The 21,278-nt window shown below is 59.3% G+C and carries 16 protein-coding genes and 5 pseudogenes; 12 read left to right on the top strand and 9 right to left on the bottom strand.

The window, feature by feature from the left end:
- Nucleotides 1–2 precede the first annotated feature (2 nt).
- Entirely contained in the window at nucleotides 3–1,178 is a 1,176-nt protein-coding gene (locus ACUN0E_RS16755; protein WP_093647280.1) for an ABC transporter substrate-binding protein, read from the bottom strand.
- Here ACUN0E_RS16755 and ACUN0E_RS16750 point away from each other — a divergent pair.
- Together ACUN0E_RS16750 and ACUN0E_RS16745 are read left to right on the top strand one after the other, a co-directional pair.
- A complete protein-coding gene (locus ACUN0E_RS16750; protein ID WP_445567299.1) occupies nucleotides 1,162–1,674 on the top strand; it encodes a hypothetical protein in 513 nt (170 codons plus the stop codon). The genes ACUN0E_RS16755 and ACUN0E_RS16750 overlap by 17 nt on opposite strands.
- A gap of 159 nt (nucleotides 1,675–1,833) precedes the next feature.
- Nucleotides 1,834–3,159 carry an MFS transporter gene (locus ACUN0E_RS16745; protein WP_244179604.1) on the top strand — a complete coding sequence of 442 codons (1,326 nt, stop codon included), beginning with the start codon at nucleotides 1,834–1,836 and terminating at the stop codon, nucleotides 3,157–3,159.
- A gap of 223 nt (nucleotides 3,160–3,382) precedes the next feature.
- On the opposite strand, the pseudogene ACUN0E_RS16740 reads toward ACUN0E_RS16745, so the two are convergent.
- Nucleotides 3,383–4,533: pseudogene (locus ACUN0E_RS16740) on the bottom strand (IS3 family transposase); the annotation flags it as partial.
- Between the two features lie 936 nt (nucleotides 4,534–5,469).
- Between ACUN0E_RS16740 and ACUN0E_RS16735 the strand changes: the two are divergent.
- A complete protein-coding gene (locus tag ACUN0E_RS16735) occupies nucleotides 5,470–6,135 on the top strand; it encodes a GntR family transcriptional regulator (protein WP_445567298.1) in 666 nt (221 codons plus the stop codon).
- A gap of 1,020 nt (nucleotides 6,136–7,155) precedes the next feature.
- Here the strand turns inward: ACUN0E_RS16735 and ACUN0E_RS16730 are convergent.
- The 3 genes from ACUN0E_RS16730 to ACUN0E_RS16720 all read right to left on the bottom strand — a co-directional run bounded on the left by ACUN0E_RS16730 (nucleotide 7,156) and on the right by ACUN0E_RS16720 (nucleotide 8,806).
- A complete protein-coding gene (locus tag ACUN0E_RS16730) occupies nucleotides 7,156–7,380 on the bottom strand; it encodes a hypothetical protein (protein ID WP_445567297.1) in 225 nt (74 codons plus the stop codon).
- Nucleotides 7,380–7,601: a hypothetical protein gene (locus tag ACUN0E_RS16725; RefSeq protein ID WP_445567296.1), complete on the bottom strand. Its 222-nt coding sequence runs from the start codon at nucleotides 7,599–7,601 to the stop codon at nucleotides 7,380–7,382. The genes ACUN0E_RS16730 and ACUN0E_RS16725 overlap by 1 nt, the downstream gene beginning before the upstream one ends.
- Nucleotides 7,602–7,696: 95 nt before the next feature.
- The gene (locus ACUN0E_RS16720) at nucleotides 7,697–8,806 is read right to left on the bottom strand and encodes an alkene reductase (RefSeq protein ID WP_445567295.1); all 1,110 of its coding nucleotides are present in this window, start codon (nucleotides 8,804–8,806) and stop codon (nucleotides 7,697–7,699) included.
- 403 nt (nucleotides 8,807–9,209) lie between these two features.
- Here ACUN0E_RS16720 and ACUN0E_RS16715 point away from each other — a divergent pair, with 403 nt between their 5' ends.
- The 6 genes and pseudogenes from ACUN0E_RS16715 (at nucleotide 9,210) to ACUN0E_RS16690 (ending at nucleotide 13,950) form a co-directional block, all read left to right on the top strand.
- A complete protein-coding gene (locus ACUN0E_RS16715) occupies nucleotides 9,210–10,094 on the top strand; it encodes a LysR substrate-binding domain-containing protein (protein WP_445567294.1) in 885 nt (294 codons plus the stop codon).
- 303 nt (nucleotides 10,095–10,397) lie between these two features.
- Nucleotides 10,398–10,619, top strand: a pseudogene (locus tag ACUN0E_RS16710) (Gfo/Idh/MocA family oxidoreductase); the annotation flags it as partial.
- A 13-nt stretch (nucleotides 10,620–10,632) separates the two neighbouring features.
- Complete coding sequence (locus ACUN0E_RS16705) at nucleotides 10,633–11,049, top strand: Gfo/Idh/MocA family protein (RefSeq protein WP_445567293.1); 417 nt, start codon at nucleotides 10,633–10,635, stop codon at nucleotides 11,047–11,049.
- Nucleotides 11,050–11,052: 3 nt separating this feature from the next.
- Nucleotides 11,053–11,680, top strand: a pseudogene (locus tag ACUN0E_RS16700) (ABC transporter permease); the annotation flags it as partial.
- A gap of 1 nt (nucleotide 11,681) precedes the next feature.
- A pseudogene (locus tag ACUN0E_RS16695) lies at nucleotides 11,682–12,583 on the top strand (ABC transporter permease).
- A 1,043-nt stretch (nucleotides 12,584–13,626) separates the two neighbouring features.
- Nucleotides 13,627–13,950 (top strand): DUF4148 domain-containing protein, encoded by a 324-nt coding sequence (locus ACUN0E_RS16690; protein WP_445567292.1) that lies wholly within the window; start codon nucleotides 13,627–13,629, stop codon nucleotides 13,948–13,950.
- A 560-nt stretch (nucleotides 13,951–14,510) separates the two neighbouring features.
- Here ACUN0E_RS16690 and ACUN0E_RS16685 read toward each other — a convergent pair.
- Nucleotides 14,511–15,338: a helix-turn-helix transcriptional regulator gene (locus ACUN0E_RS16685; protein WP_445567291.1), complete on the bottom strand. Its 828-nt coding sequence runs from the start codon at nucleotides 15,336–15,338 to the stop codon at nucleotides 14,511–14,513.
- 389 nt (nucleotides 15,339–15,727) lie between these two features.
- Here ACUN0E_RS16685 and ACUN0E_RS16680 point away from each other — a divergent pair, with 389 nt between their 5' ends.
- The 3 genes from ACUN0E_RS16680 to ACUN0E_RS16670 are packed head-to-tail and all read left to right on the top strand — an operon-like array spanning nucleotide 15,728 to nucleotide 19,354.
- Nucleotides 15,728–16,570 (top strand): sulfurtransferase, encoded by an 843-nt coding sequence (locus ACUN0E_RS16680; RefSeq protein WP_445567290.1) that lies wholly within the window; start codon nucleotides 15,728–15,730, stop codon nucleotides 16,568–16,570.
- A complete protein-coding gene (locus ACUN0E_RS16675; protein WP_445567289.1) occupies nucleotides 16,567–18,354 on the top strand; it encodes an FAD-dependent oxidoreductase in 1,788 nt (595 codons plus the stop codon). The genes ACUN0E_RS16680 and ACUN0E_RS16675 overlap by 4 nt, the downstream gene beginning before the upstream one ends.
- Nucleotides 18,355–18,358: 4 nt before the next feature.
- On the top strand, nucleotides 18,359–19,354 hold the full coding sequence (locus ACUN0E_RS16670) for an MFS transporter (protein WP_445567288.1): 996 nt from the start codon (nucleotides 18,359–18,361) through the stop codon (nucleotides 19,352–19,354).
- A gap of 92 nt (nucleotides 19,355–19,446) precedes the next feature.
- On the opposite strand, the gene ACUN0E_RS16665 is transcribed toward ACUN0E_RS16670, so the two are convergent.
- The 3 genes and pseudogenes from ACUN0E_RS16665 to ACUN0E_RS16655 form a co-directional block, all read right to left on the bottom strand.
- Nucleotides 19,447–19,662 carry a hypothetical protein gene (locus ACUN0E_RS16665; protein WP_042974467.1) on the bottom strand — a complete coding sequence of 72 codons (216 nt, stop codon included), beginning with the start codon at nucleotides 19,660–19,662 and terminating at the stop codon, nucleotides 19,447–19,449.
- Nucleotide 19,663: 1 nt separating this feature from the next.
- Nucleotides 19,664–20,521 carry an ExeA family protein gene (locus ACUN0E_RS16660; RefSeq protein ID WP_007175955.1) on the bottom strand — a complete coding sequence of 286 codons (858 nt, stop codon included), beginning with the start codon at nucleotides 20,519–20,521 and terminating at the stop codon, nucleotides 19,664–19,666.
- Nucleotides 20,518–21,120 (bottom strand): annotated as a pseudogene (locus tag ACUN0E_RS16655) (IS481 family transposase); the annotation flags it as partial. The pseudogene ACUN0E_RS16655 and the gene ACUN0E_RS16660, both read right to left, overlap by 4 nt.
- Nucleotides 21,121–21,278: the final 158 nt, after the last annotated feature.

Below are 21,278 nucleotides of genomic sequence, written 5' to 3'. Positions count from 1 at the left end.
GTTCACTGGCAGGCTTCGAACGTACAACGGGCTCGAACTACTTCCTGCCCATCTTTGATCTCGGAAATATAGAAAGGCGCCGAGATCTGATGATCGATGCCATATCGGGTTTTGCCGACCCAGCTAAGCTTGCCGAGAATGCCCTGATAGTCTTTCTCTGCTTCAAGGGCGGTCTTTACACGCGTCGTATCGGTCACCGTGCCTGCCTGCTGCATCGCCCTGAACAGCATGTGTGTTTCGTCGTAATACGCCGGGCTGAATCCGTTCATCCGTTTGCCATATTTCTTCTGATAACGGGCGCTGTAATCCTGGATGGCGCGGCTGCCAGGGTCGAGGGGAGAGTTGACGAGGATGCCATCAGCGACGTCTTTACCCGTCACAGCAACTATCTCGGCCGTAGCCGGCCCACCAGTACGGACAATATTCCCTTTGAATCCAAGTTCACGAGCCTGCCGGACGATCATGCCTGCCGTAGCTGGGGAGTTGCCGTTCAGGTCGATCGTGTCAACACCCGCGCCTATAACGCGTGTGAGTAGAGGCACCATATCCACTCGTTGACGTTCAAAAAATTCCTTTGCGCTAAGTTGCACGCCAGCGTGGGCATACGACTTCTCCAGGTCATGAGAAATCTGCTGTCCTGATTCGTCATTCGGGAATAGGGCTCCGACCTTTTGGATGTGCTTCGCCTTGACGAGCCAGTCGATCTGGGGCTGGGAAGTCTCTTCTGTCGTCGGGACCGGGCGGAACACGTTCGGCTTGTCCGAGCCAAGCGCTCTGGGTGTGAATGTCAAAGTGAACACCAGAACCTTGTTACGCTCAGTAATAGGTGAAATAGCAAGTAACGGCGCGCCGCCAACTGGGCCCATGATGTACTGCACTTTGTCTTCCGACACGAGTCGATTGGCGGCGGTGACAGCTTCGTTAGCCTGGTATTTGTCGTCGTAAGGCACGATCTGCACCTTGTATTTCTTTCCGCCGACGTCAAGACCTCCCTGCGCGTTGACATCGTCGGCAGCTAGTTCCGCACCGTAAAGGATCGCCTGTCCCCAACCCGAGCCTGCGCCGGAGAGAGTGACAATGGCACCAATCTTCAAGGTTTCCTGCGCGTAAATTGAGGGGGCGGTAGCAGCAATGACACTGCCAGCAAGAAGAGCGAGAGGGATGATGCGAATCGACATGCAAGGTCTCCTGAATCTGTTATTCATTTCAAAAAAACTGTCGACTCAAGTCCGCATAGGTGCGGGCCTTCGATATCGTCGACAAAATCAAAATCTCTCCACGGCCGTGCTCGTCAAACGGCAGTTGGCGGTCAGCAGAAGGTCTGCGTCAAAGCGTGTGACGCAATTCCTCAGTGAGCTGACGGCACCGGCCAGTTGGCGCAGGCAGCTTGTCCGCGACGCTGCTCACGGAATCGCGTGTGCTTGGCGCGATCGCCGCCGCAGCATTAGCGCAGACGTTTTTGCTGCATGTGCAGAACAGATGACGGCGCTGTGCAGCATCTTCGGAAAATCACGGGCTCTCGGTGGTCTATCTAACAGATCTCATGGTCTGTCTGACAGACCAAAAAGCAACTTCAATGTGGCGAAGTTTCCAAGGTTTGTACGGCCCATGTCAAGAATGTATGATGCAGGGTTTTCACTGACTCGCAATGAAGAAACGGTATTTAAATCATAAAAATCAACGGCTTATAGATAATATATTCATTTTTTCTATGGTGATGATGTGCGATTTGACTGATGAAATCACGACGCCTTCGATTGCATGCGCATCGATTCGTGTATACATTGTGTCGACGGGATGATGTGTACAGAGCTGTAGACCGCCGCGACCGCGTTGCAGCAATTTAAGGAGACGGGTGTGTTAATCAATGAAACAAAAACAATCGCGAAGATTCGCTGGCGTCTGGTGACGTTGCTGATGCTTTCATATTTCGCTGCCTACCTTGATCGCGTAAATCTGAGCTTTGCAGCGCTATCCATGAACCACGAGTTGGGCTTTTCAGCGTCGGTGTTTGGCGCTGGAGCGGGCATTTTCTTTCTCGGGTATGTACTGTTCGAGGTACCGAGTAATCTCGCGCTTAGTCGATTCGGTGCTCGCCGTTGGTTTGCGCGAATCATGCTCACGTGGGGAGTGATTTCGCTCCTTTTCGTTTTTGTCCGGAGCGTGCCGGGATTCTTTGGATTGCGCTTTCTGCTCGGCGCCGCCGAGGCGGGCTTCTATCCGGGCGTCATTCTGGTGCTAACCCGATGGTTTCCCGTTAGCTATCGGGCACGTATGGTTGGCTTTTTCTCCATGGCATTGCCGGTGTCTGCGGCAATCGGCGCGCCTTTGTCAGGTCTGATCCTTAATCTGCATGGGTTAGCCGGATTGAGCGGCTGGCAATGGCTCTTCATTATCGAAGCGCTGCCTTCGTTCGTCATGAGCGTGGTCTTGCTGCGCACGCTCGCCGATTCTCCCGAGAAAGCCGGTTGGCTTTCGGATCAAGAGCGCAAGTGGCTTACGCAGAAGCTCTCTGAAGAGCGTAAGTCGTTGCCGCAGTCTGGCGAGCATCGCGGTGTTGCTCGTGCGTTGCGCAATCCGCTCGTTTGGCTGTTTGGTTTTGTGTACGCGGGCATTGTTGCAGCGAACTATGGCGTCAGTTTTTTTTTACCGCAGATCGTGCGCGCGTTTGGTCTGTCGGTTTCAATGGTTGGAGTGATTTCCGCGCTTCCGTCTGTCGCTGGCGCGATCGGACTTCTTTGGTGGGGCGCCCGCTCCGATCGGCTGCATGAACGGCGTTGGCACCTGCTGATTCCGGGGATCATCGTAGTGCTAGCGTTGGTGGTGGTAGCGTCTACCGACTATCCGCCCGTGCGCCTCGCTGCGCTGATCGTCTGCGGATTTGGAGCGTTTGCCAACGTCCCCGTGTTCTGGACGCTGCCGCCCTCCGTGATCTCTGACTCTGAAGTCCCTGCCGGCATTGCTGTGATCAGCTCGATCGGAAACGTCGCTGGTTTTGCCGCTCCCTACGCGGTCGGAGCGTTGAAGGAACTCACAGGCACTTTCGCAACCGGCATGTTGGCATTGGCCATTTTCATTGCGCTCACAATTTGCGTCGGTGCCATCATTTCGCGTCCGCGCACTGCAACCCGTGGAATGATAGGCGAGGCGACGCCATGAACCTCTCTGTAAGTAGAGCGATTGCGGAGACCGCATGGTAGAAGTGTGGGGGTGACCCGCCTCAGTGGACGGTTAAGCGTTTGAATGCTGAATGCGATATCTGTAACCACCTTTAAATCCCTGATGAGAGTTGTCCACCGTCGGCCGGCGGGTCGCCTCTCACGACCATGACGCTGGCCGGCGGTGGGCAACTCGCGACTGGCTCAGGGGACTTTTGCGTTTTGGCTCGATAGGTATCCTCAAAGATAGCAGGAGAACGATAACCCAGGCCGGAATGACGGCGACGCAGGTTGTACCAACTTTCCAGATATTCAAAAATCGCGTGTTTGGCCTGGTCGTGGGTTTGAAACCGGCAGCGTGCAAGCAGTTCACATTCAAGCGTGGCGAAAAAACTTTCGCACATGGCGTTATCAAAGCAGTCGCCAACACTGCCCATCGACGGGCGCACACCCGCCTCACGGCAACGCCTGCCGAAGGCGATGGAGGTGTATTGGCAACCTTGATCGGAGTGGTGAATCACCCCGTTGGGATGACGTTGCGCCAGCGCCATATCCAGGGCTTGCAGCATCAGCGCGGTGCGCAGGTGGTTGCCCATCGCCCAGCCCACCACGCGCCGGCTGAACACGTCCAGCACAACCGCGAGGTAGAGAAACCCGACCGCGGTCGGCACGTAGGTCGCATCAGCTACCCATAGCTGATCGGGGCGATCGGCGTTGAAGTGCCGCTGCACCAGGTCCGGCGCCGGCCGCGCATCGGGCTGCCGCTGCGTAGTACTGAACCAGCGACGCCGGCTCACGCCGCGCAGCCCTGCGATGCGCATCAGGCGCGCAATCCGCTTGCGCCCGACGTGGATACCCTGTTCGGTGAGCTCCGCATGAATGCGCGGCATTCCGTAGGTACCGCGTGAGCGCGTATAGATCGCACGGATGCGTGAGAGCAGATCCGCATCGCTACGCGCATGCGCAGACGGTTTGCGCTCGAGCCAGGCGTAGAAGCCGCTGGCGGAGACCTCTAGCAGCCGCGCCATGGTGACAATCGGCCAGATGGCCTGATTCGCTTTCATGAACTCGAACCCTTGTCGGGCACGGTCCCGGTCTCCCGGGCGAACCAGGCCGCGGCTTTTGACAATATGTCTCGCTCAAGCTTGAGTTGCCGGTTCTCGCGACGCAGCCGCGTCAGTTCCTCGCGCTCCGCCGTGGTCAGCCCGTCGTGACGCTTACCCGTGTCGCGATCGGCCTGTGCGACCCAGTTGTAGATGGTCTGCGCGGTCGGCTCGAACTCCTTCGACAGTTCCTCGGGCTTGCGCCCCGCATGCACCAGCTCGATCATCTGTGCCCGGAATTCCGCCGGGTACGGGGGGCGATGTCTCTGCATGATGAACACCTCCTGTTCCAAAGGATAGGTGTCCACGAAACCGGGTCAACTCCAGTGCTGATAATTGGCGGCGACTATGTGGCTTGGCGGTGTTCGTGCTGCAGGGGTTGGCTGCACGGCTTTTTATTGGAGTTCGTGCAGGCCGCGGACTTCTACGCGCTCGCTTCCCACCGCGTGCTCGCGCTGATATTTGGCGTTTCGACATCGCCAGACTGGGCACCGGTATGAGGCAGCTCTGGCGTGTGCAGTCGCCGGATCTGTTCGGGTTCCCGCGGTTGAGGAAGCTAGATGCGGCATTCTCGCTTTGGGTCGTCTCAGCCGTGCGCGCGACGGTGGATGCAATTACGAAAGCGATTCATTTTCTCTTGCGAGATGTTACTTGCATTACTGTATGCTTTACGGGTTCATGTTATGTTTCGCAGCGACCTTTGTGGCAACGGGGTATTATTGTCCGTTCGATTGTTGGGCTACCTACGCGGCGATGAGCGTTCCAGTGAATCCGGGTGTATTCGGCGACGTCGACGCTGATTGTCGAATCATTTGATTTGTTGCGGTTCGACGTGAGACGGTTTCCATTGCACGACGATCCGGGCCGACAACAATTCCATGGTCTTTCATTGCGTTACTGCAGTTGACTTCGGCAACAGGATCGTGTTGCTTGCATTGCATACCATAGCCACCGTGCCGAATGCACTCGCTATTCATTTGGGTTTCGTGGTTGCATTGTTCGCGATACTGCCATTTAGCAAATTCTCGCGTGGTGTTTTTCCGCAATGCTGGATTGCTGAAGTGAGCGGTCGAGAAGCGTAAGTTTGTAAAACCGAAGGTGGTCCACGGTCAGGGCGGTTACGGACTCATCCATAAACAACGAGACTTACAAGTTTCCTACAATTGCGCTAGCGAAGCATGTGGTCAAGCTCTTCGGAAAAAGATTCATTGAATCTCGACGACTCTGCATCTCTCGACGATCCTTCACTTCCTCGAAGTGAATTCGTCTACCGTAAACTACGCGAAGCCATTCGCGACGGATCGCTCACGGCCGGTGAACGCATGCGTGAAATCGATCTCGCAAAACAGCTTGGCGTGAGTCGCACACCTGTGCGTGAGGCGCTTGGCCGTCTTGAGGGAGAGAACCTTGTGACCCTCGACGCCACCCGAGGCATGATCGTCACACGGATCAGTATCGAGGAGGTCCATGAGCTGTACGCGATGCGTGAAATACTGGAAGGTGCGGCAGCAGCGTTAGCTGCGCGATTTGCGACTCCGGTCGAGCTTGCCATGCTTCGCGAGATTGCGAATCGAGATGAAACGCTGCTCGGTAACGTGGCAGATCTCGTTTCGAACAACAGGCTTTTCCATCAGACGCTTCACCGGAGCGGGCACAATCGATATTTGCTAAAGACATTAAATTCGATTCATGGATCTATCGATTTGTTGGGTCCGACTAGCCTAACTATTGATGGTCGGGCGCCTGCGGCGGAAAGGGAGCATCAGGCACTGGTTGCTGCGATAGAGCGTCGCGATTCGCGCGCTGCAGAAGAAATGGCGCGCTCGCACGTTAGGGCATCGCTACAGGCCAGACTGAAGCGAATGGGCCAGTGAAGTTGTCTTGTTTAAGCATGATTGACTGCATGGGATCGGACGCCCGCGTTTCGTTATGGATCGCGTTCCGACTCCTGCCCTCAGATGTGGTGCGCGCGAGTATTGTCGCTTTCAGTGGGGGGAAGGCGACGCAGGACGCGGATGGCTTCGGACCGATCAGTGGGCACGCCCCAGATGCGAGGACCGGTGATTCGCATCGCGCCAAATCCCAACTGCCTGATTTCCGTGTCGCCGCCAATTTTGAAAGTAGGGCGTGGGATATTCATATTCGCCTTTACTGCTTGTGTTTGAGCGAAGCACTACTCGCCGGGACACGGATAGTGCCGGTTGGAAGCTGGCCGTTCCGGCGTCAGCATTTTCGTCAGAGACACCTAACGCATCCGAAGCAAATTCTCCCGGCCTGACATATGGCCGTGAGTGACCGATCAGCTCCCTGTGAACTGCCGCAAATGTCTGCCTCGCGGTAGCGGATACCTTATGCGGCAGTCAACCGCCTCCTTTTGCGCCTGGGCCAGATGCTTGCCGATGCTGGCTGTCAGAGTCAGCGCCGCGACTTTGCAGAGAGCGGCGATCTGACCCAGGTTGACCATCGAGTGAAACTCATAGTCAGGGAACCGAGTGCGGCCCCGAGCGAATAGCTGAGACACATGAACGAAGCGTTCCGCGACAGGGAAATAGGCGTGCCGCGCAGGCCGGCAATGTTGCTCCCCCCTGCTTGTTGCGCGGGGCAGAAGGGCCAGTGCGCAATGCCCCAGACCACGACGCAGCTCAGAACGGGGAACGGCGCCAACGTCGTGGGCACCCAGTGCGCGCTCGCCGACAGGAGCGAGAACGCGAGGATTGTCACGCTCAGGCAGGGGATGATTACGCGGCTCGGACCGAGGCGATCCACTGCGTTGCCGCCGATGGCCGCCGCAACGCCCTAGGGGAGCAGGACGTAGCCGATTGTGCCCCGTGCAACAGCGTGGTCCTCGCAACAAATAGCGCCAGGTACGTGCAGATCGTGTAGGCGCCCGTCGCTTAACGCGTGGTGACGGGCAAGGTCATCGGAATGACCGGCTGACGCGCGACCTGGATGCGCTCGCGCAGCGTGGCAACCGGCAATCCAGCACCGATGCTGCGCGGCAGGCCGAGCAGCAGATCTGCCATGGCGGCGGCCGACAGGGCAGCGATGGCGCCGGCCAGCGCGTTGGCGCCGGACACGTACAGTCCGGCGGCCGCAGCGAGCAGGATGCGCGCCGGCATCAATTCCCAATAGCTCTGGGCAGCCGGGCGATGATGTTCGCCACCGTGAAGGTAGACAGCGACAGGATCATCAGCGTGCGCCGATGGAGTGCGCCAGGCAGCGTCGCTAGGACCGGCGAGGTGAGTGCGTAAGCCAAGGCAAATACCGTCATGAACTGGCCCGTGGCGACAATGCTGGTATGCAGGTCTGCGGCAATGTCAGGCAACAGGCCGGCAATCATGAAGGTCTGGTGCCGACCGCGAACGTTCCTAGCGCCGGCCAGCAACGTGGTGCAAGAGAAATAGGCTGGCCGCCGAGGTCATCGTGTGCTCCGGCTTACGCTGCTATCGTGTCGTCGCTATAGAACGGATAGTCGGTATAGCCGACGTCTGTGCCACCGAAGAAGCTGGGGCGGTCATACGGGTTCAGCGGCAACTGAAGGCGCAAGCGCGCAGGCAGATCAGGGTTGGCGATGAAGTCGCGGCCAAATGCAACGAGGTCGGCATCACCTGCTTGCAGAATGGCTTCCGCTGTGTGACCCTTGAAGCCGCCGGCAGCGATGATGATGCCTTTGTAGTGCTTGCGGATCAGTTGCGCGGCGACCGGGTTCGGGTCCTTGCTCTCGTCATCCACATTGCCTTGCACACGCGGCTCGATCAGATGCAGGTAGGCCAGGTTCAGCTTGGTCAGTTCTTGCGCGACGTAAGTGAAGAGGGCGGTCGGGTCGCTGTCGGACATATCGCCAAAACTGCCGCTCGGGCCGAGGCGCACGGCCACGCGGTCGCTGCCCCACACCGAGATGATGGCCTGGGTGGCTTCGATCAGGAAGCGGGCGCGGTTTTCGAACGAGCCGCCGTAGATGTCGGTGCGCTTGTTGCTGCCGTCCTGCAGGAACTGATCGAACAGGTAGCCATTGGCAGCGTGCAATTCGACGCCATCGAAGCCGGCTTCCTTGCCGCGAATCGCAGCAGTACGGAAGCTCTCCACCAACTCGGCGATCTCGGGGATGGTCAGCGCGCGGCTCGGCGTGTTCGGAATCCAGCCCGCTTCCGTGTACGCCACGCCACCGTGCGGCACAGCGGAAGGCGCCACCGGCTCCACGCCGCCCGGCTGCAACTGGCTGTTGGACTGGCGTCCGGCGTGGTACAGCTGCAGGAAGATACGGCCGCCCTTTGCGTGTACGGCGTCCGTCACCTGCCTCCAGCCGGCGATCTGGCTATCGTCATAGAGGCCAGGCGCACCGAGGTAGCCGTTGCCGTTGGCTGCTGCGATGGTGGCTTCACCGATCAGGAAGCCGCCTTCCGACGTGCGCTGGGCATAGTACTCGGCCATCAACGGGCCGGGTTTGGCGCCTTGTTCGGCACGCATGCGGGTGAGCGGCGCCAGCACTACGCGATGGGCAAATTGGTAAGGACCGACTTTGACTGCGGAATGAAGTTTGGACATGACTTCCTCGAGATTTATGGTTGGTGCCGCTCCGTCAGTAACGGGCTTTCGACCTCGAGGAACAGTGTATGGATGGACGGGGATAAGAAAAATAGACTAGGGTTCCGAACATATTGGACAAAAACATCCGAAATCGGTCCGTTCGCCGCGGCCGGCTTGCGAACGCCTGTTCGGGGTAGGCGCGGGCGCGTATTCTGCCTGTTCGCTGTCTGCGCCATCGTGCATACGTGGAAGCGCATCGGGTGGCGTAGTCGCGGAGCGGGTACTGCGTTGCCGCTGGCACGGAGCAACGCGCTGTCGGACGGGTTGCTGACACTGGCCCGATTTGCGGACATCAGAAAATAAGGCTAAGGTATCCGTCATATGGGACAAGCGCGTCCTTAAATGACATTAGGATGCGGTAATGGACAGCCTCAGCGGTATTTCGGTGTTCGTGCAGGCTGCGGAAACCCGCAGCTTTACGGAGGCGGGACGGCTGCTCGGAGTATCGTCTTCGGCGGTCGGCAAAAGCGTTGCGCGCACCGAGACGCGACTCGGCGTGCGGCTCTTTCACCGCAGCACGCGCAGCATCACGCTGACGGCCGAAGGAGCGTTGTTCCTGGAACGGTGCCGGCGCATCCTCGGCGAGCTCGAAGCGGCGGAAGCCGAACTGTCCGATGCCGCCGGCAGTCCGCGCGGCAGACTGCGAATCAGCACGCCGCAACTGTTCGAGCTGATCATGCCGGCGCTGGACGGCTTCATGCTGCAATACCCGGACATCGAACTCGACGTCGATCTGTCCGATCGCATGGTGGACATCATCGAAGAAGGCTTCGATGCGGTCATACGCACGGGCGAGCAGCATGACTCGAGGCTGGTGTCGCGGCGCCTCGGTTCCTGCGCTCAGGTGCTGGTCGCCTCGCCCGGTTATCTGGAGAAGCACGGCGTACCCAAGCATCCGTCCGAACTCGTTAAGCACGCCTGTCTGCTGCATAAATTTCCCGTGAGCGGCAAGCTGGAGCGCTGGCCGTTTCGACTCGCCGCGTCGGAAGCGGAGCCCGAGTTGCCGCAAACCTTCGTCGCCAACACCGTTGAAGTGCTGGGCTTTCTGGCGCTTCAGAACAAGGGGCTCGCCTTCGTGCCGACCTTCCTCGTGCGCGATGCGTTGGCGAGCGGTGCGCTGCAGATCGTGCTCGACGATTTTATCGACCAGACCGTCACCTTCTGGATCTTGTGGCCGGCAAACCGTTACGCCTCGCCGAAGCTGCGCGTCTTTATCGACTATGTCAGCGAGAACCTGCGGATCTGACCCGGCGGGGCGGAAAAAATCGGCAAAAACCGCGACACAGGATCGAAGTGTCCGAAATGATCGAAACCTCAATCTGTTTGTCTCCGATCGCCTGAACTCTACTATTGCCCTGTCGCTGCACAGATGGTGTGCACGGCATCAAACTGGAGAGTTCTTGTGAACAGTATCGTCAGTCGAGCTACAGGCTCCGGCAAAATCAGGGTCGGCGTCGTCGGGCTCGGCAACTGGTCGGAATATAGGCACCCTGCCTTCGCTGAAGCTGCTGGCGGAATATGAAATGACTGCCGTGTACAGCCGCAGCCCGGAAAAGCAGCAGCGCTGGCCGAGCGGCATGGATTCAAGTACGCCGCAGCCTCGTTGCAGGAACTGGTATCGCATCCGGAGGTCAATCTCGTCCTTGTGTTGACGCCCGCGTTCCAGCACGAAGAGGGCATTCGCGCGGCCATCGGGGCGGGTAAGGACGTCTACTGCGAATGGCCGCTGACGCCGAGCACGGAGTTGTCGAACGAGTTGCTTGCGGTTAGCCGACAAGGCGGGCGTGCGCACCATCATCGGTCTGCAACGACGGCTCAATCCGGGCTACCGTTATGTGCGCGGTCTGCTGGAGCAGGGCGAGATCGGCGAAGTCCGTTCGGTGCGCCTGCATGTGAGCGTCAAGTACTTCCGGAGAGCACGGCCCACTTCACTGTACTTCACGATCCCCGAAAAGAACTTCTCCAGCCTGCTATCGATTTACGGCGGCCACTTCCTGGACGCCTTGTTTACGACGATGGTTGGCTATCCTCAGAGCCTGTCGGCGCTGACTGTCAATCAGTTCAAGAAAGTGACGCTGGTGGAAACCAGAGAAACGTTCCCGGATACCAGCGCCGATCAGGTTGTGCTGGCAGGCACTTTCGGCAACGGCGCCGTGCTGACGGTTCATATTGAGGTGCAAAGCGCAATAACTTCGGTATGACAGCTAGTCTCGGCCGCAACACCGGTGCTCGGCTTCACGATTGCATACTCTCGGTCCACGTTCGTTCTTCGGGTATGCAGACCGTACTGTTGCTCGTCTGCACAATCCCGTTCTCGACGTCAAACATGATCCGGATGATCCCGTGGGTGCCGGTGCTCGGCCGTAACGGACTCGTCAACCAGGCGTTGCTTGGCGCCCATCTGGTCGACCGGCCACGTGAGTGGCTGCTTTACTCAAATTTCTCTGTCGTGCTCGCGTTCGTCACCTCTACACATTCTTCATGATTGTGCCAATTTTCAACGCGATGATGCGCATAGACCATTCGCTCCTAGAAGCCCCGCGCGACGCCGGTGCGAGCGGCTGGCAAGTAGTCCGCGAGGCGGTGCTGCCGCGCTCCAAGACTGGCATCGTGGTCGGCTCGGTCTTCGTCATCACGATCGTGATGGGCGACTTTCTGACGGTAGGCGTGATGGGAGGCCAGCAAATCGCCTCGGTCGGCAAAATCATTCAGGTGCAGACAGGCTACCTGCAGTTTCCCGCGGCAGCCGTCAACGCGATCGTTCTGCGTGTCGTCGTTTTGATGATTGGTTGGGGGTTGACGCGGGTAGTCGACATCCGCAAGGAGCTTTAACATGCAGTCCGTCCGCCTCAAGCATCGCGAACGGCGTCCGGCCAGTTTTTATTGGCTCGCGCTATTGTTCCGCTTCTTCATGCTATTTCTTTACGGACCGGTCATTACTGTCTTCATCCTGTCCTTCCAAGGGCCGGAAGGGGGGCCTATTCCTATGCGCGGCGTCTCGCTCCACTGGTTCTCCGTCCTGCGCGAAGGCATAGGCGATGTCGATATTTGGGCTGCATTTGGGCGCTCGGTACGGCTCGCGTTGGTCGTAACAGTACCGACGGTTTTGTTTTGGTCTCGGCCGGCCTTGCGTTTCGTAAGCGCTTTCGCGGCGATACTGCCGTGTTCTATGTGTCGGCTGCGAGCTTGATTATGCCGTCCATCATTGTGTCATTAGGTATCGGGCTGACCTTTCGCTTGCTCGACAGTGGTGCAAAGTACCTTGCGGCAGCATAGGGGTTCCAGTCCTTCGCTGACAACTACGCTACCTCGATGGGCCTCCGCACTTTGGCGCTAGTCGCACATCTGACCCGGACGCTACAGTTTGGCTTGCTTGCGATGGTCGCCGTTTTCAACCGTTTCAATCCGGCCTATGAAGAGACGGCGCGCGACCTTGGCGCGACGCCGTGGCAGACGTTTCGCACCGTCGTTCTGCCGATCATCGGACCGTCGGTGATCGGGGTTGGGATGTTTGGCTTTACGCTCTCGTGGGACGAGATCGCCCGTACTTCGCGGGCAATCGGTGATCAGAACACACTGCCTCTTGAACTCAAGGGACTCACGACTTCAGTCACGACACAAGTAATCTACGCGCTGGGCACTCTGACCACGGCATCGTCCCTGGCTGTGATGGCGGTTGGTCTGTTGACGGTGCGGTGGTTGGCCCGGCGTCGCGTGAGAAAGGTTGCACGATAGCTCTCGACGGGAGTATCGATGCGAAATCGATGATGCCGATGGTCTGGACGCAGGAGGAGGCGCATGCGACGGACGGATTTCATCACAGATCGCCAAGTTCGATACGGCGCTGCAATGCGTTCGCCGGTGTTTGCGGTGGAACGTAGGACACGATCGGCACCGGTTGAGGGGCAGTGCTGTTATATCAGGCTTTGGATCGAAAGCACCCCTATAAGTGTTCAAGGCCGCAAACTTTAACGCTGCGCCGCTTCCTTTCGATGAATACTTTTCACGCCAAGCGCTCCTCTCATCTTCGACAAAGGACCTTTCGGCGAAGCACCGAGGCGGAAACTTCGGCTGTGGCCAACGGGCGCCCTTGATCCGTTGACGACCTTAGGCAGCCCGCATTCTGCGAACGCCTCATGAGGCGCCTCGACTTCATGGCAACTCCAGCGTGATCACCACGCCGTGTTCCAGCCCCGACGGCTTGCCGGGCTCAGTCAATCGACCATGACAGCACCGACACTGAGTCCGGCCGCCGTGTATAGCTCATAGTTCTGGCGAAATACTCGCGCCTCGGTTCGATGAAATGGAGAGAGAGGCTAGTACGAGAGATTCTGGCTTCGCTAAGGCCGTGTGAAAGGGAAACTCCGGGTTTGACCAAGGGAACGCTTTCCTGATAGGGGCGATGAAACCGTCGCCGGCTGCCACGCGACGCATGGTCGCGATATCGGCCCCAAGAAAGCTCCAGGCACACGTGCCCCGTTGGCCTCATGTCGCCGCGAAGGCGTGAGGGACGCCGGGTGCGCGAGTTACGCGGGCCAATGATCGGCGCAGCCGTCGATGCCCGGCGCAAAGTTCCAGTCGACGAGCAGTTCGACCGAGACCTCTGCCTCGGAGCTGCGGGATGCTGGCATTGCGATTGTCTTGTTTGTACGAACAGTGAATTCGAAAGTTAAGTATTTACCCTAGGTTTCTGGTTCCCTATAGTGCCCCTAGCGCTGCAAAACAAAAGTGTGCGCAGCAAACGCCACCGGACAAAACTATCTTTGTAGGTATTTCTCATGAAATCGCTTATCAAGGCTGCGTTGCTAATCGCCGTCATCGCCGCTCCCGTTGCCTCGTTTGCGCAGTCGAATCGGCCTATTTCCCGGGCGCAGGTTAATGCTGACTTGGTCCAGATTGAGAGCGCGGGTTACAACCCGAGAGACTGGATTCATTACCCGGAAAATATCCAAGCAGCCGAAGCGCGTATTGCTGCGCAAAACGACATCGTACAAGCTAGCCCAACCGGGTATGGGGCGGGCATCGTCGGCTCGTCGCAGGCCGGTGGGCGGGCAGATAAGAACGAAAGTGCCGACTCGTCGCCTGTTCATATCCTCCGTTGATTGGCCGGTGGGGAGAGCTGCTACGTTGCACCGTTTGCCATGATTACGTCATGGCTTTTGGGGGAATCGTGAACGTCGGGGATGGGCAGAGAATAGCCGGTTGAAATAGCCTGACGTTGCATCAAAGATGTCGCCGGTGACTAGGGCAACGAACCGCGCAGGTGTTCTGTCGGCGAGGTTTTGTCCATTGATGTGAGCACGGCTGACTAGCTAACCAGAACGTTGGCGATGCCATGTTGTTAGCCGGTTCTGAGTCGGGCGAAACGGAAGCGGACATCATTCTTGCCGAACGCGATCGCGAACGCGCTGTCGGTGGTGACGTGTTTGATTAAGGCAACGTTTGTCGGTTGCGAAAGCGGTACCCTTGTAGAGGGCGAGCGGCTCTCGATGGAAAATGACGTTGTAAGCAGCCTTCATGGCAGTCCAACACATCCCCGCTTAGTTTCTCTAAGCACATAAGCGTAACCTTTCCTTCGCAGGAGATCGTGTCGAGGTCGTCGTGGCTAATGCCCCGCTTTCATCGCCGGAATTCACGGATTCTCGTCGCATGACAAGCCGCGCTATTCCAGCCGGCGAATGCCCGCCTCGGCGAACTGTATGAACGCGACAGTGTGATCGAGCGATGCACGCAGCTCCGGAGGCGTAGTGTCGATCATTTGCCGGTATCGTGTCGGTGTCCAGCCCGTGTTGGTGTTCATGAACCGCGTGAAATGCGGGGGAGCACTGAAACCCAGTTCGTAGGCGATATCTGCGATCCGCCGTTTTTTGTCGAGAAGCATCGCGAAGGCCATTTCCAGTCGTCTCATGTTGTAGAAGGCCCGAGGCGTCAACCCCGTCGCCTTACGAAAAGAAGCGAAAAGATGGCGCTCTGAGACGTGGTATCCATTTGCGATATCGTGTACGGGGCGAAATGCATTCGCGTCGTCGAATAAAAGTGTGTTGGCATCCTCAATGAGCGCTTTCAGCTTGCCTTCAATCGGCGCGGGCGGATCGACCCGCGACGGCGAGTTAGCCAAAATGGCGCCGCTGATGGTCGTGAACACCACCCGCGCGGCTTCTTCAACATTGGCGATACGGGGATCGGTGCTGGTCAGTTCGGTCAGGAGGCCGCGAATCATGTCGCGCGATTGCGCGCGGGGCGAGACCACGCTGTTCCCCCGAACGTTGACACGGGGTGCTAGTTCCGTTAGTCCGGCCTGTTGACGCAGGTGCGCGGACGCCTTGATCAGAACTGAGCCGTGATCCATGGCGGCATTTCCCGCCGCATTGCCGTGAGCGGGCAGCGCATAGAGCTGCCGTGGACGAATGAGCACGGCCTCGAACGTGCACAGGCGATAAGGCCTGTCGTCGACAACGACCTCGAGCGGCCTTTCATCGATGTTGATCAAGACTTGCTCGCATTCACGTGCATGACTGGCGAATCTCGCTGCCGTGGTCAGCAGGGAGATCCGACCAAAGGCACCGCCGTAATATCGGAGATGTGGGGAGCCGGAAAGGGGGGGCGCATCACGCATGATCAAACGGTTTCGTGGAAACTGGGCGGCCCGCGCGTTGCCATGTGCGGCTGCCGGGACGGACTCGACCGGCAGAGTAACGCTCGTAAGGCCGCACGCTTAGATCGATTTCCTCTTTGAATATGACATCGGGTGATGTGGCGCTCGCGCGGGCCGCTGGAGCGAGTTTTCAGCGTCCCGTGGAAGTGCATTTGTGCAGCCGGTGGTAAGGGTTTTTCTAGCTTGCACGTGAAAATAGGGAATCTTCTATCATTCACGACGCAATGTCACTTACCGAAAAACACCGGAATAGCCCCTTCGTCGATGCCGAAACGTTGATTGCCACACCCAATGGCAACAGGCTGTTCGTTGATGTCAGGCTGGGCGATCCGGACGTGGAACTCGAGAAGTTCCGGGACGGCCACATCTACGGGGCGGTTCACGCGCAGATCCGCGATGTGTTTGCTGCCCAGCCAACTGCCCATAGTGGCAATCTACCGTTGCGTCGCCTTGAGGACCTGCGCGTCACTCTCAATGCATGGGGCGTAGACGCGCAGACCGAGATCGTGTTGTACGGTCCAACCCTAGCGCTAGCGGCACGCGGTTGGTGGGTGCTCCGTTGGGCCGGTCTGGAGCACGTCAGCGTGCTCGAAGGTGGGCTCAGGGCGTGGACGGCTGCTGGCGGACCTGTGGCGCGCGGCGACGCGCCGCCTCGGCGTGCCGGTACGGCGCGTCTATTGTCGCTGTCACCCGGCAATCTGGCCGATATCGATCTCCATGCGGTCAATCGTCGTAGCGACGCGGTTGTATTGCTGGATGCCCGCGACGAGGCGGCCTATCAGGCCGGTCACATTCCGGGCGCGCTGAACGCGCCCGCGTCTGACCTGTGGACGCCATCGGGCGGATTGCGTCCGGAGCGCGTCATCGCCAGCCAATATGCCAAGGCGGGGGTGCTCCCGGACCACGAGGTCATCGTCTACTGCGGAGGTGGCGTGCTCTCCGCGCTGAGTTGGATGACGCTTGCCGAAGCGGGCGTCTCCGTGCGTTTGTACGTCGGTTCGTGGTCCGAATGGCACAAGCTCCGGGATAAGCGTCAGGTGCGGGCAAAAACCGGAGGCGAAGCATGAAGCGTATATCGCTGCGGGATGCCGTCGGGGAACCCGCTCCCTATGACGTTGCAATCTGCGGGGGCGGCCCGGTGGGGCTCGCGCTTGCCTACTTGCTCGGCCGCGAAAACCTGCGCGTGGTGTTGTTCGAAAAACGTTGCCATACAACCCAGCTCCCCAAGGGCCAGTTCGTCCACGCATCGACGGCCGAGTTGTACCGGCAATGGGGTGTCTGGGATCTCCTTGACGGTGCCGGATGGTCCATCGACGCATCGAATGGCCAAGGCTACTACGTCCGCGTCGCGTTGGGACCGGTTGCCGAAATTCGCCAGTCATCCGGCATCGAAAGCGAGTACGTGGAGAAATGGCAGGAACTGTCGCCGGTTTATCCGCGCAAAATTCCTGCGTCTGATTACGAAGCTGCGCTCTATCGACAGGCGGCCCGATGGAGCTGCGTTTCTCTCCGGTTCGGACATGAGGTCGTCGAGGTCACGGATACCGGCGAAGCCGTCCACCTGTTAGTGCGGGAGGCTTCAGGTGAAGAATACGCGGCCTCTGCACTCTATTTGGTGGCATGCGACGGCGCACGCAGCTTCGTCCGCAGTCAGTTGGGGCGCGGGGAGGATCATGGTCCGACCTTCGGCAACCAGATCCTGACTGAATTCGAAGCAGACCTTGATGCGTCACTGGGCCAAGATGGGTTCTTTCACTCGTTCGTTCTGGACCCGCGTTACGCCGGTTGGTTCGGCAGTCAGCATCCCGAGACGGGATATTGGCGCTACAGCTTCCGGCACGACGAAGAACAGCTCCCCGATTCAGGGGTGGTGCTGGCGCGCATTCGCGGGGCGCTCGGTATGCCGCATCTGCCAGTGAAGGTGGTGAAGACGTGGCGGTTCGACTATACGACCGGATTACTCCGTTCCTGGCGGGAAGGGCGCGTGTTCTTCGCGGGGGACGCCGCTCACTGGCACTCGCCGTGGGGTGGCTACGGCGCGAACATAGGCGTTCAGGATGCGAACAACCTCGCGTGGAAACTCGCGCTCGTGATTCGGCGGCAAGCGTCGTCGAAACTGCTTGACACTTACGAGGCCGAACGTAAGCCGAAGGCCGAGTTGGCCGTCAAGGCGGCCACTTACAACTCGCTCAATTTTCAGGCGCTAATTGCCGCAACGCTGGTTGGCGAACCCGAGGCTAGCCGCTCCGGCAAGTTGAGCCCGCGTGCCCTCGCGTTCCTGCGCGAGGGCGTAGAGCGGCATGGCGCCAACAGCGTTCTTCACACCGGGTTTCAGTTCGGCGCCACCTACGATTCGTCTGCCGTCATTCGTGATGGTGCGATAGCGCCGCCCAGCACGCTTTCCGACTACAAAGAAAGCACCGTGCCCGGCGTGCGTGCGCCGCACGTCTGGCTGAAGGACCGGAACGGCCGGATCCGATCTACAGTGGATCTTTGGGGCACCGGCTTTGTGCTCCTGATTCAGCACGAAACCCGGCAGTGGGGCGAAGCGGTGGTCGCAGTTGGGCGAGAAACCGGCGTGGCTATACGGCTAATCACGTTTGGAAGCGGCGGCGAATACCTTGCCGTAGAGCCCCGATTCAGTCGGCTTTATTCCCTCGATCATGGCAACGCGCTCCTTATACGCCCGGACGGATTCATCGGGAGGCGGTTGAGGCTCTCGGGGGCAGACCAGTCCAGTACGACAGATGCTGTAGCACTGCTACGTGCGACGCTCCGGAACGTCCTCTGCGTTGACGACGGATATCTCACTTTAACCGACGCCGAGGCGGTCGAACGTGTGGACGGGTAATCGAATGAAACGAATACTTGAGGCAAATGCAATGCAGGCAGTTCGTGAGTCGTCCTATTCGTCGCTACAACCTGCCGCTAGAGATCGCTCCAATGTAGTGGTCGGACTAGACGAGGGCCATGAAGACAAGATCATCCGGCAGGCCGGCAGACGGTTGATGCCGTTTCTCATCGCACTGTACTTTTGCGCAATCGTGGACCGCGGGAATATCTCGTTTGCCGCGGTGTCGATGAATCGCGATATCGGTCTCTCGTCCCAGATGTTCGGTTTCGGCGTCGGCATCATGTTCGCCACGTATGCACTTTTCGAAGTACCGAGCAACTTGTTGCTTGCCCGCTTGGGCGCGCGCGCCACTTTGTCGCGCATTGCCATTCTGTGGGGGCTGACCACGATGTTGACGGCGTGCGCAACGGGCCCCACTAGTTTCTATATTCTTCGTGCGATGCTCGGCATGGCCGAGGCGGGGCTACTGCTAGGCGTCATGCTGTACATCAGTCAATGGTTTCCACAACGTTACCGCGCACGCTACAATTCCATATTCAACCTTGCAATTCCCGTGTCGTATGTCATTGCGGCGTGGATATCAGGCGCGGTCCTTTCGATGGACGGTGTGGCAGGAATCAAGGGATGGAAATGGCTGTTCCTTCTCGAAGGACTGCCGGCGGTCATCCTTGGAATTGCCGGGTTGTTTTATCTGTCGAATCGTCCTGCCGAAGCGCATTGGCTTAATGTCGACGAACGTCGTCTCCTTGAGCGTGCGTTGGAGCGCGACGCGAAGGTGGCTGTCGCGGTGCAGTCGGGAAGCCTTTGGAGGGCTTTGGCAAATCCCACTGTGCTCATCCTAGGGGCCTGCAACGCAGCACTCTATTGCGGCCTGACCACGCCGCCATATTGGCTTCCGCAGATCGTGCACGGATTCAAACTGAGCCCGATTCAGACGGGCCTCGTGACCTCAATTCCACCGCTGATAGGTCTGATCGGCATGGTCGCGCTTGGCTGAGCGTGAGCACGTAAATCGATGGGGCAATGAGCAACATAAATGATGTTCGAGGGACGAAGTAAAACGGGAGCGATGAAGCTCCCGTTGTCGTTTCAGAATGGCTCGTCGATGCTCTGGTGTGGCGGCTGTGTCGGACCGCGGTACCAGGGCTCGCGATAGCGGCGGATCTGGGTGGCGTAGGCGCGGCTGAACCACAGATAGAGGTCTTCGATGAAGAACTGCATCATGTAGGCTGCCTCGTCGGAGAGCTCGGGCAATGGCAGGCGCCGGGAGGCGTTGGGTTTGTGAGGTGATGCTTTACGGGACATGTCATCGGGCTCCGTTGGGTTGACGCGCTGGCGTGCGGCGCGAGGACTGTGTTGATGGTGCAAAGACCTCGAAGTACAGCTTCTCGTCGAGTTCGGACAGTTCGCGCTGCGCGGCGGTGGTGAGCAGTTCGTTGGCGAGCGTGGTGAGCACGCGGTAGTTGCCCAGCGCGTGTTCGCACAGCGTGTGGCGCAGCGGCGGCGTCATCAGCTGCGGGGCGCCGGCGCTGGCGAGCAGATGATCGAGGCAGGCCAGCAGATCGTCGGCCGAAGCCTTCTCGGTCCCCAGGCGGGAACGGATACGGCTGCCCAGTGGCAGCAGTTCGTCGCGCCGCAGCTTGTCGGTCAGGCGCGTGTCGCCGGCGAGCACCACACACAGCAGGGGCTGCGAATCGAAGCGGGCGCTGGCCATGAGTCGCAGTTCGTTGAGCACGCCGGGACTCATTTCCTGCGCTTCGTCGATCAATAGGATTGGGCGCCGGCGCGTGCTTTGCAGGTGCGACATCCACCGGTCGCGCAGCGACCTGAAGCCGCCCCAGCGGTTGTGCGGCCGGAGTTCCAGACCGAAGATGTCGCCCATCTCGCGATAGAAGTCGGCGAGGTTGCTCTGCGGATGATTGATCGAGACGACTGTCAGATCGGTCAGTCGCTCGAGCTTCTCGGCCAGCACGCGCATGACCACGCTCTTGCCGGTACCCGGCTCGCCGTGGATCATCGCGAAGCCGCCTTCGCGCACGAGCGCGTTCTCGATGCGCCAGCAGAAGTTCTCGACGCGCGGCGGCACGTACAGCGCCTCGAGGGGAAGCTCCGGCGAGAACGGGTTCCACTTCAGGCCGTAGAGGGCTTGCAGACGCTGGCTCATGCCTCCTCCTGCCAGTTGGCGGGAATCCAGGCTGGCGGCAACCCGGTTGCGGCGTGGTCGGCCAGCATCTGGCGTAGCAGCGGCGCGATGCCGGACGCACTGGCCGGTGGCGGCTCGACATTGACGGCATCGAGTCGCCGACGCTGGCCATCAGCATTGGCGGCCTTGTCCAGCGGCCGCAGCGGGCACAGCACGGCGCCGCTATCGGCGTCGACGAGATCGACGCCGCTCAGGTCCCAGCGCGCGTAGCGCAGGTGCACGCGTTGCAGGTGCCGGTAGGCCGAGGGAATCTCGAAGCGCGTGCCGGCCAGACTCACGGTGCCATCCGAGCGCCGCTGGGCGCGCGTCACGTCGATACGGAATGCGGCGCGCAGCGCGTCACTCGACGGGCATTCGCGGCCCACATCGGGGCCGGCCAGATAGCGTTTGAGCGGCGTGCCACCGATCTCGGAATGATGCGCGTGGTGGTACTCGCGCTCGATCCACGCGTGGGTGGCCTGATTGAGCAGTTCGAGCGTGAGATTGGGCTCGCCTTCGAGCATGGCCATCACGCGCCCTTCGATGCGGGCCCAGAACGTCTCCTGCTTCGCGTTCTGGTACAAATGATGTCGCCCCCATTTGTACCAGTATGTGGCGCACAAATTTATGTGCGCGATCGGCGCCGACGCGGTTGTTTTGGCCGGTCTTGTTGCGACGCGGCCCACATAATTTTCGCCCCGCCTAAGATGGTTAGCCTCGCTCTTTTGAGGAGGCGAAG

This window comes from Paraburkholderia sp. D1E (genome assembly GCF_052682275.1).
Note: the sequence above shows the minus strand (reverse complement) of the source record. Positions and strands in the feature narration are given on the sequence as shown.